Origin of the sequence: Chthoniobacter flavus Ellin428, assembly GCF_000173075.1 — a bacterium.
GTDB lineage: Bacteria > Verrucomicrobiota > Verrucomicrobiia > Chthoniobacterales > Chthoniobacteraceae > Chthoniobacter > Chthoniobacter flavus.
In genome coordinates, this window is the sequence record NZ_ABVL01000041.1 from 1 (window position 1) to 16,925 (window position 16,925).

20 protein-coding genes are annotated in these 16,925 nt (G+C 60.6%); 16 read left to right on the forward strand and 4 right to left on the reverse strand.

Going from position 1 to position 16,925, the window contains the following annotated elements; all coding sequences use genetic code 11:
• The 6 genes from CFE428DRAFT_RS31040 to CFE428DRAFT_RS31060 form a co-directional block, all read left to right on the forward strand.
• The coding region (locus tag CFE428DRAFT_RS31040) for a transposase (protein WP_042726185.1) at positions 1-443 on the forward strand (443 nt) is incomplete at its 5' end.
• Positions 444-1,088: 645 nt separating this feature from the next.
• On the forward strand, positions 1,089-2,270 hold the full coding sequence (locus tag CFE428DRAFT_RS31045; protein ID WP_006983707.1) for a leucine-rich repeat domain-containing protein: 1,182 nt from the start codon (positions 1,089-1,091) through the stop codon (positions 2,268-2,270).
• Complete coding sequence (locus tag CFE428DRAFT_RS38095; RefSeq protein WP_006983708.1) at positions 2,267-2,554, forward strand: hypothetical protein; 288 nt, start codon at positions 2,267-2,269, stop codon at positions 2,552-2,554. Before CFE428DRAFT_RS31045 ends, CFE428DRAFT_RS38095 begins: the two co-directional genes overlap by 4 nt.
• Positions 2,536-4,731: a DUF1592 domain-containing protein gene (locus CFE428DRAFT_RS31050; RefSeq protein ID WP_006983709.1), complete on the forward strand. Its 2,196-nt coding sequence runs from the start codon at positions 2,536-2,538 to the stop codon at positions 4,729-4,731. Before CFE428DRAFT_RS38095 ends, CFE428DRAFT_RS31050 begins: the two co-directional genes overlap by 19 nt.
• A gap of 26 nt (positions 4,732-4,757) precedes the next feature.
• Positions 4,758-6,140 (forward strand): DUF1552 domain-containing protein, encoded by a 1,383-nt coding sequence (locus CFE428DRAFT_RS31055; protein ID WP_006983710.1) that lies wholly within the window; start codon positions 4,758-4,760, stop codon positions 6,138-6,140.
• A gap of 6 nt (positions 6,141-6,146) precedes the next feature.
• On the forward strand, positions 6,147-7,364 hold the full coding sequence (locus CFE428DRAFT_RS31060; protein ID WP_006983711.1) for a hypothetical protein: 1,218 nt from the start codon (positions 6,147-6,149) through the stop codon (positions 7,362-7,364).
• 64 nt (positions 7,365-7,428) lie between these two features.
• Here the strand turns inward: CFE428DRAFT_RS31060 and CFE428DRAFT_RS38100 are convergent, their stop codons facing one another.
• Positions 7,429-7,587 (reverse strand): hypothetical protein, encoded by a 159-nt coding sequence (locus tag CFE428DRAFT_RS38100; protein WP_157447707.1) that lies wholly within the window; start codon positions 7,585-7,587, stop codon positions 7,429-7,431.
• 204 nt (positions 7,588-7,791) lie between these two features.
• Here CFE428DRAFT_RS38100 and CFE428DRAFT_RS31065 point away from each other — a divergent pair, with 204 nt between their 5' ends.
• From CFE428DRAFT_RS31065 to CFE428DRAFT_RS31110, 10 genes are all read left to right on the forward strand, one after another.
• A complete protein-coding gene (locus CFE428DRAFT_RS31065; protein ID WP_042726186.1) occupies positions 7,792-8,166 on the forward strand; it encodes a hypothetical protein in 375 nt (124 codons plus the stop codon).
• 119 nt (positions 8,167-8,285) lie between these two features.
• A complete protein-coding gene (locus CFE428DRAFT_RS31070) occupies positions 8,286-8,654 on the forward strand; it encodes a hypothetical protein (protein WP_042726187.1) in 369 nt (122 codons plus the stop codon).
• A gap of 200 nt (positions 8,655-8,854) precedes the next feature.
• The gene (locus tag CFE428DRAFT_RS31075; protein WP_042726188.1) at positions 8,855-9,235 is read left to right on the forward strand and encodes a hypothetical protein; all 381 of its coding nucleotides are present in this window, start codon (positions 8,855-8,857) and stop codon (positions 9,233-9,235) included.
• Between the two features lie 180 nt (positions 9,236-9,415).
• Positions 9,416-9,715: a PLD nuclease N-terminal domain-containing protein gene (locus CFE428DRAFT_RS31080; RefSeq protein WP_006983714.1), complete on the forward strand. Its 300-nt coding sequence runs from the start codon at positions 9,416-9,418 to the stop codon at positions 9,713-9,715.
• 109 nt (positions 9,716-9,824) lie between these two features.
• Positions 9,825-10,253 (forward strand): hypothetical protein, encoded by a 429-nt coding sequence (locus CFE428DRAFT_RS31085; protein ID WP_006983715.1) that lies wholly within the window; start codon positions 9,825-9,827, stop codon positions 10,251-10,253.
• A gap of 136 nt (positions 10,254-10,389) precedes the next feature.
• Positions 10,390-10,680, forward strand: a complete 291-nt coding sequence (locus tag CFE428DRAFT_RS31090; protein WP_006983716.1) for a hypothetical protein — start codon at positions 10,390-10,392, stop codon at positions 10,678-10,680.
• 243 nt (positions 10,681-10,923) lie between these two features.
• Positions 10,924-11,346, forward strand: a complete 423-nt coding sequence (locus tag CFE428DRAFT_RS31095) for a hypothetical protein (protein ID WP_131990156.1) — start codon at positions 10,924-10,926, stop codon at positions 11,344-11,346.
• Positions 11,347-11,551: 205 nt separating this feature from the next.
• Entirely contained in the window at positions 11,552-12,031 is a 480-nt protein-coding gene (locus CFE428DRAFT_RS31100; RefSeq protein ID WP_131990157.1) for a hypothetical protein, read from the forward strand.
• A gap of 159 nt (positions 12,032-12,190) precedes the next feature.
• Complete coding sequence (locus CFE428DRAFT_RS31105; protein ID WP_006983719.1) at positions 12,191-12,631, forward strand: hypothetical protein; 441 nt, start codon at positions 12,191-12,193, stop codon at positions 12,629-12,631.
• A gap of 132 nt (positions 12,632-12,763) precedes the next feature.
• Positions 12,764-13,087 carry a DUF6968 family protein gene (locus tag CFE428DRAFT_RS31110; protein ID WP_006983720.1) on the forward strand — a complete coding sequence of 108 codons (324 nt, stop codon included), beginning with the start codon at positions 12,764-12,766 and terminating at the stop codon, positions 13,085-13,087.
• A gap of 340 nt (positions 13,088-13,427) precedes the next feature.
• On the opposite strand, the gene CFE428DRAFT_RS31115 is transcribed toward CFE428DRAFT_RS31110, so the two are convergent.
• Genes CFE428DRAFT_RS31115 through CFE428DRAFT_RS39385 form a run of 3 tightly spaced genes read right to left on the reverse strand, consistent with a single transcriptional unit; the run spans position 13,428 to position 16,771 of the window.
• Positions 13,428-14,816 (reverse strand): DUF1552 domain-containing protein, encoded by a 1,389-nt coding sequence (locus CFE428DRAFT_RS31115; RefSeq protein WP_006983721.1) that lies wholly within the window; start codon positions 14,814-14,816, stop codon positions 13,428-13,430.
• Complete coding sequence (locus tag CFE428DRAFT_RS31120) at positions 14,806-16,506, reverse strand: DUF1592 domain-containing protein (RefSeq protein WP_202797537.1); 1,701 nt, start codon at positions 16,504-16,506, stop codon at positions 14,806-14,808. Before CFE428DRAFT_RS31120 ends, CFE428DRAFT_RS31115 begins: the two co-directional genes overlap by 11 nt.
• Positions 16,439-16,771, reverse strand: a complete 333-nt coding sequence (locus CFE428DRAFT_RS39385) for a hypothetical protein (protein ID WP_006983723.1) — start codon at positions 16,769-16,771, stop codon at positions 16,439-16,441. Before CFE428DRAFT_RS39385 ends, CFE428DRAFT_RS31120 begins: the two co-directional genes overlap by 68 nt.
• Positions 16,772-16,925 lie beyond the last annotated feature (154 nt).

Below are 16,925 nucleotides of genomic sequence, written 5' to 3' on the forward strand. Positions count from 1 at the left end.
TTAGCGGCCCGGAAAAGCTGGTGGCCTACGTGGGGCTCAACCCTGGTCAGCGCGACAGCGGCAAGGACAAGCGCATCAAGCTGGGGGTGGGCCGGCGAGGGCGCGGCGATCTGCGCCACCTGCTCATCCAAGGAGCGCAGGCGGTGCTGCGCGCCGGAGCTCAGACCACGCTGGGCCAATGGGGCTGGAAGCTCTTTGCCCGCAAAGGACATCGCCACATTGCCGTGGCCGCGGTGGCTCGCAAGCTGTTGGTTCAGGTCTGGCACGTCCTCTCGGACCATCCACCGCAAGCTCTGGAAACGAGCAAAAGCGTGACCCTTAAGCTGCACAAACTGGCCGTCACTCTGGGCAAGAGCCTGCGCGTGCAACTCGGACTGCCAGCCCAATTGAAGCCCTGCTTACTCGAACTGCAAAAGCGCTTCCTGCAACCCTCCGCCACTTAGCGCGCCCGGGCTGATGGGGGCTGCGCGCCCCCAAACCCCGCGCCGCTCGCCGCGGCGGCGTTTGGGGGGAACTTCCAGGCGTCGCCTTCGGCGACAGAAAGGAGAAACGAAAAACTTCCCAACAAAAAACTTGAATGACTACATGCCTGCAATCCGTGGTCCCTCCTCCGCTCGCATGGATTGAGATACAATTCTTTCAAGGTGGGGCCCCTTGATAAGGCGACCCAGGGTACCTCGTGCCTCGCGACTGGCTCGTCCATGGCCGGCCTTCCGCGATTCCCCTCCGCCTCCTCGCTGGGCTGGAGGACTCAACGCCTTCGGCGCAGGTCGAGCCCTCAGCTTCACAAAGGTGCATAACGGCCTTTAGCCGAGGCTAAAGCAGGTGCGTGAGCTGAACGGAGCTTACGGCGTGGAGGCTTTCTCATCCGCTCCGAGATCGGCCTACCTACCCCTTGTTCACGCGCTTCTTATCGTTGAGGCGAGTCCGTGAGGAGACCTCAGGGCAACAGCCGCCTCCCCCGTGATTTCGGGGGTATCCGCAACGTCCAGTTGGGATTAGAAAGGACGTTCCCAACTCCCCTCGTAAACAGCCCGCCGCCGCCAGCGCCAGACTAAGAAATCCGCCCCCGCCAAGTAGACCGAGACATGCCCTCCAGGAAATTCCCCCTCGCCCTCACGCTCACCGCCGCCGTCGCTCTCGCTCTGCCTTCCTTCGCCTCGCCGCCGGATCTTTCCAAGGTCACCTCGCCAACGGACCTCGACGCGGTCGTGGCCAAAACCGCCGACCCGGCCTTGAAGAAGGCCTTGCACGAATACGCCAAAGACATCCTCGCTGCCGCGGCGGATGCGCCGCACGTGGAAGCGGTCGCGCACACCGTCGAAGGCGCCAAGGGCAAGGTCGAGCGCACCAACACCACCCCCGAAGCGCTGGCCAAAGCCGCGGGCGGCCCCATGGCAATCTTCGATACGCTGAAGTTGGTCGACCTCTCGGTGCCGAACACCGGCCCGCACGACAAGCGCGTGGACGATCCCTACGATGCGGCCTTTTTCGAGCACCTCGGTCATCTCCACGCGCTGGAATCCCTGAACATCATCTCCACCAAATGCAACGATGACTGGATCGCGCCGATCGGCCAGTTGACCACGCTGAAAAAGCTGAGCTTCACCAACAATGGCAAGCTGACCGACGCCGGCATGGAAAAACTCGCCGGGCTGACCAATCTCGAATCCTTCAACTTCGTCGGCACCCAGATCACCGGTCGCGCCTACGCAAAGTGCACGGGTTGGACGAAGCTCACCCACGTGAGCCATCGCGGCAGCAGCATCGACGACGAAGGCCTCAAGGAACTCTGCGATCATCTGCCGAATCTCGAAAGCATCAGCCTCGCGCATGCCCATTTCACCGACGCTGGGGCGCCGAACCTCGCCAAGCTGAAGAAACTCAAAGGCCTCGAACTCGGAGCGCACGCCACCGCCGCCGCCTTGCAAAACCTCGTCGGTCTGCCGCTGGAATACCTGCAACTCGGCGAAGGTTTCACCGGCGCGGATAGCATCGCCGCGATCAAGCCGATCTCGACCCTGCGCCGCCTGACGCTGACCAACTGCAAGGACCTCAACGACGATGGCCTCAAGCTCGCGGCCAATCTCAAGCAACTCGAACAAATCGAATTCGGCTTCCTCGAATTGCCCGACGAACGCCTGCCGCAACTCCAGCAATTCGCGTTTCTCAAGGAGCTGAAGCTCATCCGCCGCCCGCAGCCTTATTCCGAAGACACCCAGGCGAAAATCAAGGCGCTGTTGCCGAAGGTCAACGTGACGTTCAAATGAGTCTGCCCGTCGATCTCCTCACCCGCTGCACGCCGTGGTTTGGCGTGATGCTCCTCGCCGCGACCGCGCCCGCCGCGGTGCAGGCGGAGCCGCGCACGGAGCTCGACTCAAACTGCGGACGTATCTCGAAGACCACTGCTACGATTGCCACGACTCGACGACGCAGAAGGGCGATTTTCCGCATGGATAATCTCTTCCTCGAAGATCGGCTTCGAGAATACGCCGCAGTGGTCGGAGATCATGGATCGAATCAGCTCGGGGCGAGATGCCGCCGAAGAAAGTGAAGTCCCGGCCCTCGGCGGAGGAGAGCTCGGCCATTGCGGACTTTCTGGCTGCTCGCTTGAAGGAAGGCGAAGCGGCACGAATGGCCATGCGCCCACCCGTCTCCTACAACCGGCTGACGCGCGACGAGTACGTCAATACGGTGCGCGATTTGATCGGTGTGCAATTCGACGCCACAGATCCTGGCGCCTTTCTCGAGGACCCGGAGTGGCACGGCTTCGAGCGCATCGGCTCGGTGCTCACGCTGTCCCCAGCGAATGTCGAAAAGTATCTCGCCGCCGCGGAGACGATTCTTGCCGAGGCCTATCCCGAGGTTCCGCCGCTGAGGAAAGGTGCCAAGCCGCCGGAGCCCTTCGGCGGCAGCAAGCCGGCGATCCTCCCCGAACAAGTGAATGAGCGGCATCGCGAGCGGCTCCAGCAAATGGGCGTGCTCGAAAAGATGCCCTACGAGCTCTGGCCCGGCGACATCTTCCGCTACTCGCTGCTCAAGGACCCGCTCCCCGAGACGGGCGTCTACGAGATCAGCTACACGATCAGCGGCTTGAAGCCCGAGAAAGGCCGCGCGCCGCGGATCAAGGTCTACGAATCAAAACTCGATCGCACGCTCTTCGAGCAGGACATCGTGGCGCCGGAAGATCAGCCGATCACCGTGACCTTCCTGGCGCACTTGCCGAAAGGCCGGCCGAACATCGAAGTCTACAACGATGTGCCCGGGCCCTCGAATCTTCCGCGTTCGGGCCGCCACGGAAGTCGCCCCTTCGTGAGTCTGAAGGACGGGCGCATGCCGTGGCAGATCAAGCTGACCGACGAGCAGGGCCGGCCGCGCTATCCGTTTCTCATTCTGCATTCCATCTCCTGGCGCGGACCAATCGTGACCGATCACGAAAAGCAATTGCGCGAAGACTATCATCCGACGCCCGAAGGTGACCTGGCGCAAGCGCGTGAATTGCTGCGCAAGATGGCGACACGCGCATTCCGCCGTCCCGTGCGGGAAGACGAGCTCGATGGCTTTGCCGGCATCGTGGCCGAGGAACTAAAGGCCGGGGAAAAATTTCCCAGCGCGGCGAAGGCCGGCATGGATGCGATCCTGTGCTCGAAAAGCTTTCTCTTCGAAGCCGAGGGCGACCCGGATAAGATGCGCCAGACGCTGAACGATTGGGAAATCGCCAGCCGGCTCTCGTATCTGCTCTGGAGCACGATGCCCGACGACGAGCTCTTCTCGCTCGCGGCCGCCGGCAAGCTGCACGACAAGTCGGAGCTGACCCGACAGGTCGAGCGGATGCTCGCCGATCCGCGCGCCCGGCGTTTCACCGACGCCTTCAGTTCGCAATGGCTGCGGTTGCGCAAGGTGGGGATGTTCCCGCCGGACAAGGTGCTTTACCCGGATTACGACAAACAACTCGAAGCCAGCATGATCGGCGAGACGCGCTCGTTCTTCCACGAGGTGCTGATGAGTGGCCTCAGCCTGCGGGAGTTCCTCGATTCCAATTGGACGATGGCGAATTCGCGGCTCGCCGAATACTATGGGTTGCCGAGCGATGGCCTGCCGAGTGACAGCTTCCAGCGCGTCGCGCTCACGCCGGAGAGTCATCGCGGCGGGTTGCTCACCCAGGCGGCGATTCTTTCGCTGACCTCCGACGGCACGCGGCATCGCCCGGTGCATCGCGGTGTGTGGGTCATGGAATCGATCTTCGGCAGATCGCCGGCCCCGCCGCCACCGAACGTCGAACCGATCGCGCCGAATCCGGTGACCGCGCCCAAGGCCACGATCCGCATGAAGCTGGACGCGCACATTCACGATGCGAACTGCGCGGCGTGCCATGCGAAGATCGACCCGCTCGGGCTGGCCTTTGAAAACTTCGATGCCATCGGCCGCTGGCGCACCACGGAGAAAGCAGAAGGCGTCGGTCCCGACCCGGCGGTGGATCCGAGTGGTAAATTTCCCGATGGCCGCACGTATCAGGACGCTACCGGATTCAAGAAGCTGCTGCTGGCCGACATCGATTCTTTCAACCGCACCTTTATCGAAAAACTCGCCACCTACGCGCTGCGCCGCACGATGTCCTTTAGCGACTATGATCAGCTCAAGGCCATCGCCGCGACCAGCAAAGCGGATGATTACCGGGTCAAAGACATCCTAACGGCCCTGGTCACTTCGGACTTATTTCAGAAACGGTAGAGCCACCCCCAAACCCAACCAAACCTATGAGCAACCTGAACCTGAATCATTGGCAGATGAACCGTCGCACTGTGCTTCGCGGACTGGGCGCCACCATTGCCCTGCCGTTGCTCAATGCCATGCTCCCGGCTACGGCGCGGGCCGCTGCCGAAGCCGCGGCGAACACGCCGAAGCGCAGCGTGTTCCTTTACATCCCGAATGGCGTGAACACGCTCACCTGGCAGATCCAAAAGGCGGGTGCGGATTACGAGTTCAGCGCCCCGCTCCAGTCGCTGGAAAAGCATCGCGCGGACCTCACGCCGATCAGCGGTCTGCATCACCCGATGGTCATCGGCAAGCACCACAACTGCGAAAAGGTGTGGCTCACCGGCGCGAACGTCCCCGGCGATGGCGGCCCCTTCCGCAACACCGTTTCCACCGATCAGCTCATCGCCGAAGTGCAGGGCACGACGACCCGGTTCTCCTCGCTGGAGCTGGCGATCGAAGGCAACTCGCTCGCCTGGTCGCGCGATGGCATTCAGCTCCCTTCGGAGCGCAATACGCAGACGATTTTCAACACGCTCTTCGGCGTGGAAAAGGAGAGCAAGGACGCCGTCCGCCGCCGGCTGGCGCGCCGCGGGAGCATCCTCGATCTCGTGGCCGATGATGCCAAACGCGTGAACCATCAGCTCGGCAGCGAAGACAAGAACAAGCTCGATGAATACCTCACCGCGGTGCGGCAGGTGGAAGAGCGCACGGCGCGCGCGAATTCCTGGCTCGATATTCCCAAGCCGCAGGTTTCGCCGGAGGAAGCGGCCCGCCTCAGGCGCAAGCTGAGCATGGCCGAGGCCGGGGAATACTATCGCCTCTTCTACGATCTCATGGTGCTTGCGCTGCGCACGGACAGCACGCGCGTGATCACTTGCATGATCGGCAGTGAATCGCAGGCCAGCGGCATTCCGGAGATCGGCATTTCGCAGACGCGGCACGGTCTCTCGCATCACAATGGCGACCCGGAACAACTGCGCCGCCTTACGCAGACCGATACTTTTCTCATCGAGCAATTCAGCTATTTCCTCGAGCAGCTCAAGGAGCACCAGGAAAACCACGCGCCGTTGCTCGACACCACGCAAGTGCTGTGGGGAAGCGGCATGGCCTACGGCCACAGCCACGGCAATGCCAACCTGCCGCTCATCCTCGCCGGCGGCAAGGCGCTCGGCTACCAGCACGGCAAGCACGTGGACTTCAACCTGCCGACCATTGGCGCTTACAACATGGCCGACTCCATGGCGCACTACCGGATCTGCTCGCGTCCGGTGGACGGCGATGCGCGTCTCAGCAACCTGCTGCTCACCATGGCGCAGCGCGTGGACGTGAAAGCCGACCGATTCCAGGACAGCTTGCGTCCGCTCAAGGAAATCCTGGCCTGACGCTGCATGCGCCGCGTTCTGTCATCGCTCCTCGCCGTCTTTGCGTCGACCTTGCTCCTGCACGGGGCGGACGCGCCGCCGTATCGCACCGATGCGGATGGACCTTCCAACAAGAAGGTGCTCAAGCCCGATGGGAAACCGCTGGAGTGGTTTCAGCTCGTGGATGGGCAATTCCCGCCGGAAGGCTCGGGACACGCGATTTCCGGCGAGTTGATCCGCAACGAACATCCGCTGCGGACCTTCCGCATTCGCGTTGATCGCGATGACAGCCAGGATCGGGGCGTGTGGGATTTGCCGCTCGAGGCGGAGATGCTGCCTTACGGCGCGATCTGGTATCATGGGTCTTATGCGGCGTTGTGCGACATCCCGCTCGGCACCCATCTACGCGGAGTTTTTTACCAGCGCGCGCCCGAAGACAAAACACCGCCGCCGGATGGGGCGTTTCGGCGGGGCATCACGCCCGACGTGGCTTTTCGCCGCTGCTTCCGGATTGAGGACGACTTCTCCTTTGACGCGCGGCAGAAGCAGCTTTGGAAGATCGAGACGGTGGATCTCGCGGAAAACAAACTCACCGCGCGTCTGCAGCAGGATGGCAAGCCGGTTGGCGAGCCGAAGACTTTCGAGGTCACCAAAGCCACGCGCGTCATGCAGGGCTCCGGCTTCGCCAAGCTCGAAGCGATTCAGCCGGGGCAGGAAGTGCTCTTCGATCTGACCTGGGCGACGCTCTATGGGCCGGGGCGCATCACCGATTTGTGGCTCGACGCCGACGCCCGCGCGCTGGCCACGGCGCAACAGCGCGAGCGGAACCAGCTTTACGTTCGCGACCACGGTCTGCCCGCGTGGGTGAGCGCGGTCGATGACGAACAGGAGACCGTCACCGTCACGCTTTTCAGCAACGTCGATCCCGCGCTCTTCGCCGATCTGAAACTCGACGCACCCGTCCCGAAAGGCATGCCCCCCGACACCAAGACGGAACCGCAAGCCAACCTCTTCGTCGCCGAGCCGAACCTGATGACCTACGATCCGACCAACGATCGCAAGGGCGGCAACATCCTCGAGCGCACCACCATCCCGGCCGCCCCCGGCAGCAGCGGCGTCCAGCTCAAAGTGAAGTGCAGCATGATGCTCGAAGGCTACCGCCCCCGCCGCATCGTCCTCGTGCAGCCCGCGACATGGATTTACCGCACGCTCCCGATCGAGGAACAACTTTTCGGGCGGGAGTGAAAAAGGGCGGTTGCAGTTTCGGCTCCGTCACCCGGCGTCGCTGAGCGAAAGCGTGGTTGGGGAGTCAGTCATCCTGGCCGCCATGCGCCTTCCCATCGCTCAGCGATGCACCGCCGCCGCCAGTTCGTCCAAATCTGGCGCCGTGCGTCTCCACGGCGGCGAAGATCGCCGGCCTACCACTTTTCGGCGAACGCGTCAGCGGAAGAGCGGAATCCGTCGGCATAGGATAGGAAAAGACGCGGAGTCGTCATACCCCGGCCGAGCCCCTTCGAGCGGTCGACGCGAAATCTCTCGATTTCCTCTTGCCATGAAAGAAGCCTCCGGCGCTATCCTCGATTCCGTGGCTCGCCAACCCGAGAAAATACGCCGATTTCACCTCCTGCGCCCGTCGGTTTAATAAGATGTTAGGCGGCGCTACGCACCTCCTGTGATTAAGCCCTTTACGATTGCAGCCGACGATGGTCACCCCAATCGACTTGTTCGCGTCGCGGCGTTGGCGGTAGCCATTTTCGGCATCTTCTGGCTCGTTGTGGTGCTCCTGTTTCCGGCTCCAGACTTAGCGCGAGCGGCACACCAGGCGGCGCAGCTTCAGACTATTATCCGCCAGCAGCCACAGTATGCTGAGGTTCGGGTCGATTCGCTTACCAACGGCAAGCTCTTCGTTTCCGCTCCCAATACATTGCCGCGGGAAGCCAAAAGCGAGCTTGAACGCCTCGTCACTCAGCACTCGCCGCAGCACCATACACCAATATCCTACCTCGTGCCGGTTCCCGATGACATGCCCTCAGCCAATTCCAAATGACCGCACCGCCTATCCATGCGCTGCGAACTGGCCGGGAATTCTTCTCCGGCGTTCAACGCGCTCACAGGCCCGTCGCTGAGCTTGGGGGCGTCGCCACGCGCATCTTGTGAACGCATGTCATGAATATCCTCGCAATCATTTTGCTTGTGCTGGTCTTGTGGTGGATTGCATTCACGCTCTTGACGGTGCGCAGTTACAAGCGGCGGGCACAGTTGCCACCGCCTCCACCGATCCCACCGGAAGAGCTTCAGGAGTTGCGTCGCGATTTCCCTCAGTGGCCTTCGTGGCGCGACTTTTTCACACGTCGAGCTTTGCTCGCAGCCATCAGGCGTCCGGCCTTTTTGTTCATTGTTCCGTGGGTTTACTTCGTGCATGGAGTGCTTTTCCTTCTCATCTGGCCGTTGTTTCCGCTTCATCGAGCCTATTTCCCACACCTTTACACGAGACATGAAGACGCCTCCTCAGAAACTGGAAATTCGGAGCGTTGATTATGAACAACTTACATCGGCCGTGAAAACGGGGAGACGGAACCAGAAACAGGATCAGGTCCTTCCCTCATTGCTCCGCGCGCAGCGTGGTTGGGGTGCTAACCAAGCGCTGCAGGGGGCGTTAGGCGACTGAGCCGCTTCACATGCGACGCAACTTGAATCCACTTTTAAAGTGGGGCTGTTTGATTCCTCTAGGAGTCGTGCTGCCGCTCGTTTTCGCGGCGATGGCATTGGACAGATTTCTGCCCTCAGCCGCGCGACGCGCGCTGCCTGCAAGCGCAAGCGATGTGCAGGAGTATTATTCCGGTACGGTGGACTATGTCCGTTGCCTCAAGGCCAAGCTCCCCGAAGGGGATGTCGTCCTTTACGCCAGGAATCTGAATTTGACCAGTCGCTTCGACCCAGTCGAGGACGCTAAGATTGCAAGCATGGTCAACATCGGTATTGGAGACGCACCCAAATGGTGGAATCCGCCTTCTGCATCAGCTTCCAGCTATTTCCGCTACGCACCCGGCAAGGAGCGTGTAGAGGTCCTTCGATACTCCAATGGATATGTTTACTATCTCGTGACGGCATGGTGAGTATCCTCCTAAAACGCTGCGAACTGCACCGAGCCGTTATGTCTGCTGCTCCCCAAAACCCGCCGCGCAGCCGTCATGGCTCGCCCATGGACCGACCTCCACTTGTCCCGTATACCGCCGTCTCGGCCGTCCCTCCGCAGTTGCTGAGCTTGGGGGTGTTGGCGACTCTGCACACGCTTTATGAAGATCGAGATTTCTAATGCTGATTTGGATAGCTTTCCGTGGCTACTCGCCGCTCTTTTGACTTTAGTTTGGCTGCTCGTTCTATTTCGCATTCTCACGCGAACCGATTTCGACACGCCGGCCAAAATCCTTTGGGTTTTAGTCGTCATCTTGGTTCCGCTCTTTGGCACGCCCCTCTATTGGTTGGCTGCCCCGCAACCCGTGACGCCCGCCAAAAAGAATCCCTCAATCGAGCTCCAAAGTGATGTCGCCGGCACACCTTGGGCCAACGACCCGGGTTTCAGACGCGACGCATGAGACCCCAATCGTCTAGTCAAGCGCTGCGAACGGGCCGGAAACTCGCTCCTGCGTTCGACGCGTTGACAGGCTCGTCGTTGAGCTTGGAGGGCGTCGCCACGCACATCCTGTGAATGAAAAAGCCTGTCGGATTTCTCAGTTCAAGAAGGCGGCGCATCAACTCCTCAGCGACGAAGGTCGCGCCCGGATTCGCGCCGGGGATTCGGAATATGTCGATTTGGCCATTTCCTACCTTGAGGCCGACCCGTATTTCGACGGCACGGGTTACGTTAAGTCCTATCTTGTGCGCTACCTTAAGCTCGTCCCCTTTTCCGCAGCGCAACACGAACGACTACGAGCACTCATTCTTCGCGTCATTGAGACCTACGGCCCCTTTGGGGGCAAGCACGTCTGTCGCTTGGCCGCGAGTGTGCAGTCGCCGGAGTTTCTTTCGCAGGTACAGGTGCGTTTTGATTCGCAAGACCACGACACCCGGCGGCGAGCGCGGAACATCTATGCCTACGTTCAACGCTTCAACCAATCCACCCGCAACGCCTAAGCGCTGCAGCGAACACGCCTCCGCGTCGCGGCCTGTGCTACCCATCGCCGCCACCTTTCCGCCCGCCGGCACAGGCCGCTCCGCTCCGGCGTGTCGTTGAACTTGGGAGCGTAGGCGTCGCTCGCGCATCGAACACATGAAGTTTCTGCCACTCTCAGACGCCGGAAAGAAGTTGCGGCCGAAGTATCGCGTTCCGATCATGAGCTTGATTCTATCTTGCATGTTTTCCACCTTCCTCGCCGACATCTGGTTCGCAGGTTGGCTGGCTCGCTTACTGAATGTCGCCGCGAATGCTCCGGTTAAGAATCAGGAGAACGGCGGCTTGTGGTGTGCTCTTGTTTTAGCGTTCTTCGTAATCGCGTTGATTGTGGGTTACTTGATTAGCTTCGGCATCTTAGCCGGCGTCCTCAAATGGCGCTACGCGTAGTCTAACGACTCACTACGGGCGCTGATTTTTGAATCACGGATTCCCACCCGTTGGCTAAAATGACCACAACGCCATCCAAGCGCTGCAGGGAACTTCTCCGGGCCGTCATGCCTGCTGCTCCCAAAGAGTCCGCCGCGCAGCAGCCTTGGCTCACCCACGGACCGACCTCCATTTGTCCCGTAAAGCACCGCGTCGGTCATGTACCCGCAGTCGCTGAGCTTGGGGGCGTTGGCGACTGAGCATATGCACCGCTTCGCGATCACTCTGGTTCTTTTACTAATGTTCTGCGCGTATTCGCGCACAACAAATAGTCGATACGGCAAATGGATTCCAGTCGACGGGATCAGCGTAACCTCTGAGCCGGATGGAGAGACTCTCCTGACTTCGACGGATCTGGTGCAGGCGATGATTTTTGCAGATGATCACCAGGGGAACTCTACCATTTGGTTTCAACTTACTGATGCGGCCAAGGGACGGTACCGACCGCCCGCAGACGGGAAACAGTGGACCCTCAGATTGCGCGGAGCTGCGCTTGCATCTGTTACGGACCAATCGACGATGGGAAGCTTCCAAAACAACTATCTCTTCCGCGTTGCCGATGTGCCTTTGCCGAGCGGCAAGCGGATAAGCGAGGTTATTCTTATTCACCAGAACGATGCTCTATAAATCAACGTCACCCATCCAAGCGCTGCCCGAGCGAACCGCTCTGGGTCGTCGTGCTTGCTGCTCCCAACAGAACCCATCGCGCAGCAATCCTCGCTTGCCCATTATCAGTCTGCCATTATTCCTCTCCGTCTCCTCACAGTCTCCCGCCATGGCGAGATTGGGCGCGTTAGGCGTCGTCACGTGCTCCCCCATAACGCAGACCATTTTGCGTTTTCTCCTTTGTGTTTTTGCGGTTGCCTTCACCTCTCAACTCGCCTTGTGTGCCGATCCGAAAGACAAGGCCAAACCGATGCCGAATCCGATCGATGTCGGCTGGGTCCGATTGCTCGCGGACCCAGCCGCTTTTGATGGCAAGCTCATCGATATTCGCGGATGGCTTTCCGTATATCTCGCCAAGGAGTACACAGCGTTTCGACTTTATATGTCGGAGGAGGCTTTAACCTACCAGGAAATGACCCTTGGGCTGGATGTGGACGATAAGTCGCTCCAACAGCTTCTCCCGGAACCTCGCGAAGTATGGCAGGACTTCAACCATGAGCGCGTTTGGATTCGGGGAGTCTTTCACTATAAGCCACAAACCCCTGAAGAACCCGACTCTTGGCCGGGAACCCTCGATCACATCCAAATTATCAAGCAAACCAAGCCTGGTAGTATCATGTGGGGCTTGCCCTCAAGCGCAAAATGACGAGAAACAGCTGCTCCAAACAAGCCGCGACGCCTAGCCATGCGCTGCGAGCTGCTCCGGGGCGTCATGCCTGCTGCTCCCCAAAGAACCCACCGCGCAGCAGTCCTTCCGTCCCTCCGCAGTCGCTGAGCTTGGGGTCGTAGGCGACTGACACGCGCTATGGCACTTCGACAGCAAGGACAACACAGCTACGGCGACTCGCACGCCGACATTCGCGAACGTTTGCTCTCCTACAGCACGAAGAACGGCTACCCGGCGGAACACTTTGCCGATGCTTCGTGCAAGTGCGGCTCGCATCTTTTCCGGCTCCTCCTTGACGACAACGAAGGTGCAGCAGTCCGTATCTGCTCTACCTGTTCGAACAGTCATCCGATGGGCGATAGCGAGGAGTATTTGGAGGACGCCAATCTTGAGGAATGCGAGTGCCCTTGCGGTTCCGGCTCCTTCGAGGTCACCGTCGGTGTCGCACTTTACGAGAGTGCCCGTGCCGTTCGCTGGATTTATGTTGGCGCGCGTTGTCCCAAATGTGGCCTGACCGCTTGTTACGGTGACTGGAAGAACGAATTCGACGACTATGAACAACTGCTTCAACGCATCTAAGTCGCCCATGCGCTGCGAACTGCTCCGGGCAGTCATGCCTGCCGCTGCCCAAAGAACCCACCGCGCACCAGTCCTTCCGCAGTCGCTAAGCTTGGGGGCGCTTCCTCGCGGTTCGTTTAACGGAAACCAAGCATGATCGAGCCGTTTGCCAATCGTGAGTTCTCCTGCCTCAGTCTCACAGGCGAGCGCTTCGCATTCACCGTCCGGATCGGACGCCCCACTCCAGTTTCGAATGAACCAGACTCCGATTGGCGTTGTCCGGTTACTGTCCCATTCGACGCCCCTGTCCGAGACATCTACGGCGTCGATTCTTGGCAGGCTGTCTGTCTCGCGCTATCACTCGTTCATTCACAGCTCGTTGATTTCATCCAGCGGGGCGGCAAGCTGTATTATCCAGGAACTACCGACGAGTTTACACTCAACGACTTTTTCCCCAATTCGACCGGCAACGCCTAACAAGGCGCTGCGAACGGGCCGGGAGTGCGCGAAGCGCTTCCAAAAAAGGCCAGTCATCCTGAGCGAAGTGTAGGAGTGTAACGACTGAACGGAGTTGAAGGACCAATAGCTTTCTTCCCCACCAGTTCCCCAGAAACAGGACGAAAGAATAGGGGAGAGGCACGGACGCCAGTTCTGCTCCACGGCTCCGCGCGAAAACCCGCGGAAGTCAGAGGTCCTTCGACTCCGCCCATGCTTCCCCGCTACGCTCAGGATGACAGGCTTTTGGGGCCGCCCTGAGAGGCAGATTTTCGCGGTCGCAGCGTGAACGCTGCTTAACCGCACTCAGCGCGCGCGCCGCTCAGACGTTCATCATCTCCTTGATCTGCTTCGTCGCGATCCCAATGGGGCGATCGAGCGGGACGCCGGCGCAGGCGAGGAGAGTGGTGAGGAGGTCGCCCTGGTTGCCCTGGACGTCGGAGAGGAAACGGCCGGTCTTGATCGCGCCGCCGCCGCGGCCGGCGATGATGAACGGAAGATTTGCGCGGGTGTGCTTGTTGCCGTCCTCGAGACCGGAGCCCCACATCATGATGCAGTTGTCGAGCAGCGTGCCGTTGCCTTCGCGCAGGCTGGCCATCTTCTTCACCATGTAGGCGAATTGGGCGATGTTGAAGGCGGTGATTTTCTCGACCTTATCGACCTTCTCCGGGTTGTTGTTGTGATGGGTCTGCGAGTGGTGCTCGTCGTTGAAGCCGAGCTCCGGATAGGAGACACCGTTTGGCGTGGAGCCGATGTAGGTGCTGACGCGGGTCGTGTCGGTCTGGAAGGCGAGCACGTTGAGGTCGCACATCACTTCCATGTATTCGCTGCGCTTGTCGCCGAGCGGGATTTTGATCTCGATGGGCGGCGAGTCGGATGCGTTGCGTTTGCTGGTGCTGACGCCGGCTTTTTCCAGAGCCGCTTCTTTTTGGCGATACTCGATGGCGGCGATCCGGCGCTCCACGGAACGCACGCTGTCGAGATATTCGTCCAGCTTGTGCTGGTCGGTTTGCGGCAAGGTCTTGCGGAGGTCCTTGGCGCCGCCGATGACGAGGTCGAGCATGCTGCGGTCGAGCGCGTCCGCCGGCGAAGCTTTGTGGGGAGTGCCGTTTTGATCCGTCTTGTTGAAGAGCCGGTTCATGACGCTGCGCGGATTGATCTCCGCCGGCACGGCCTGCGTCGGAGAGCGGAAGCTGCAGTGCGAGTAGTAGCCTTCGTTCAGACCTTCCTGGTTCTCCTTGTGCGTCTGCGGCATCGTGGCCAGCTCGAGGGAGGCGAGCGAGGTAAAGCTACCCACGTAATTGGCGGCGATCTGGTCCGCGGAAATGGCGATGTTGATTTTATTCCGGGTGTCCGCGTCCGGCAGCGTCGCGGTCAGCCAGGTGGAAAGTTCGAGCGCGTGCGGCGCGCCATTGAACGGCGCGATCGGCACTCCGGAGATGCCCTTGATCATCAGGCATTGGTTGATGACGGAGCGCAGCGATTCCAAGGCCGGCGGCAGGGTCGTGAGGAAGCTCGCGGCATCGGCCGGCCAGAATTGATCCATGATGACCCCGTGCGGCATGTACATGAACCCAAGGCGCACCGGCGGCTTATAGGCCTTTTGCTTGCCGGAATCCGCCCAGCCCATGGTTTCCAAAAAGGGCAGCGCGAGGGCGACTCCGATCCCTTTCAGGCACGTGCGACGATCGATCAGGATGTTATTTAGCATGGTCAGTGGAGGCGAGATGATCTTGGAGCCGGCGATGGGTGAAGGGGTAGCTGGTGACGATTTCGGTGATCAGGGTCTGCATGCGGTAGTTATCCGCCGCGGCTTTTTCCATCATGTGATCCAGGACGATTTCGTCGTAGCCCTCGAGCGGGCGACAGAGAGCGTAGCCGAGCAATTTTTCCGCAATGTTCCGGGAAAGTTCCTTGGTGCGTCCGGCGATGATGACCTTCAGTTCCTTCGGGGTCGTGAAGTGTTTTCCGCCGGGCAATTCGCCCGCGGCATCGATCGCGCCGCCGGTATCGTCCTGATTGCGCCAGCGTCCGATGGCGTCGAAATTCTCCAGGCCGAAGCCGATCGGATCGAGAATTTTGTGGCAATTGGCGCAGACCGCATTGGTGCGGTGCAACTCCGTGCGCTGACGCAGGGTCAGATTTTCGACCGTCTTCTTGTCCTGCTTGTCGAGGGCCGGGACGTTTGGCGGAGGCGGAGGGACGTGTTCTCCCAACACTTCCTCGAGCACCCACACACCGCGCCGCACCGGGCTGGTGCGGTTGGGGAAGGAGGTGGTCGCCAGGACGCCGGGCATACCTAGAATACCTCCGCGATTGGCGTCGCTTAGATGCACGCGGCGCATTTGCGGCCCCGTGATCGTCTTGTCCAGGCCATAGATCGGCGCCAGCGTGCCGTTCAGAAAGGTGTAATCGGCACTGATGAAATCGATGACGCTGCGGTTCTCGCGCACGATGCTTTCGAAGAACAGCCGCGTCTCCTCATACATCGCCGCGCGCATCTCTTTGGTCATCTGCGGGAATTTGGCGGTATCGAAGGCCTTGCTGTCCAGATTTCCGACTCCGAGCCATTGCGCGCCAAATCCATCAAACAACGCCCGGGAACGCGGGTCGGTCAGCATCCGTTTGACCTGCGCCTTCAGGACTTCCGGTTCGTGAAGCTTCCCGCTGTCCGCGAGCGCCGAGAGCTGGGCATCGGGCATGGTCGCCCAGAGCAGATACGACAGACGCGAGGCCAACTGGTAATCATCCAGCGGAACGATGTTGCGTCCCGATTCTTCCTCGCCGGAGGGAGTGATAAAGAGGAACTGCGGCGAAACGAGGACCGCCTTGAGGACCAGGCGCAGGGCTTCCGGATAGGCGAGTTTGTTTTGCCGCGCCAGATCGTAGACCCCGAGCAGGACCTCCACCTCCGCATCGGACGGCGGCCGGCGGTAGGCGCTGCGGGCCAGCGAGCGCGCGACCTTCCGGGCCGCCTCCCGTTGATCGGCTCCCGGCGCCGGTGCGGGGCCAAACAGCCGCTTTTCGATTTCCGTGGGAGCCGCCCCCTTCGGAGCCAGAGCCCGATCCAGGACGGTATTGGCGATCCCCAGATACTGCTCCAGTTGGAGAGGGGAGAGCGTATTGAGATATCCTTCGCCGATCACTTCATCCGGCAAGTCGCGCGCGACGGCCGGATCCACCCCAAGAAGATCGTGCAGAGTATTCCCATACTCCATCTTGGTCAGACGACGGATGACGTAAGGCCCCGGGTCCTTCGGGCTGAGGAACTTGAGCATCGCGATCCAGTCCGTGAACTTCTGCCGCTCCTCGTCGGTCGGTTGCTTGTCCGCTTCATCTGGCGGCATGTCGTGATTCTTCACATTCACGAGCGATTGCAGCCACGTTTTGCTGAAAGCCACGTTGCCGGGGTGCTTGAGTGCGTAGGAAAAGGTGACGCCCGATTTCCTCTTTTTGTCCCCGTGGGCAATTCTTGCAGTAGGTGGTGACAAACGGGACGATGTCGTCGTGGAAGGCCTTTTGGGCAGTGGCCTGCTGCGCGGCGAATGCCGCGTCCTCCTCCTCGGACTCCGCCCGGCCAGTCAGGGGCAGCGACAGGGCCATGCCCGCAAGGAGCAGGGCGATGACGCTACTGCGGAAAGTGACTGGGGAGAGGGTTTTACTCATTTTGCCGGGTAACGGATTTTACGGATGATCATCCGCCGGTCAACCGGAACGGACGTCCATAGCCTACCGCCGAAACCGGGGTATATTAGATGGCCAGAGGGATACCGTGTGGACGGCGGATGTTGTCGGCCCGCCCCATCGAGGTGCGGCAGCC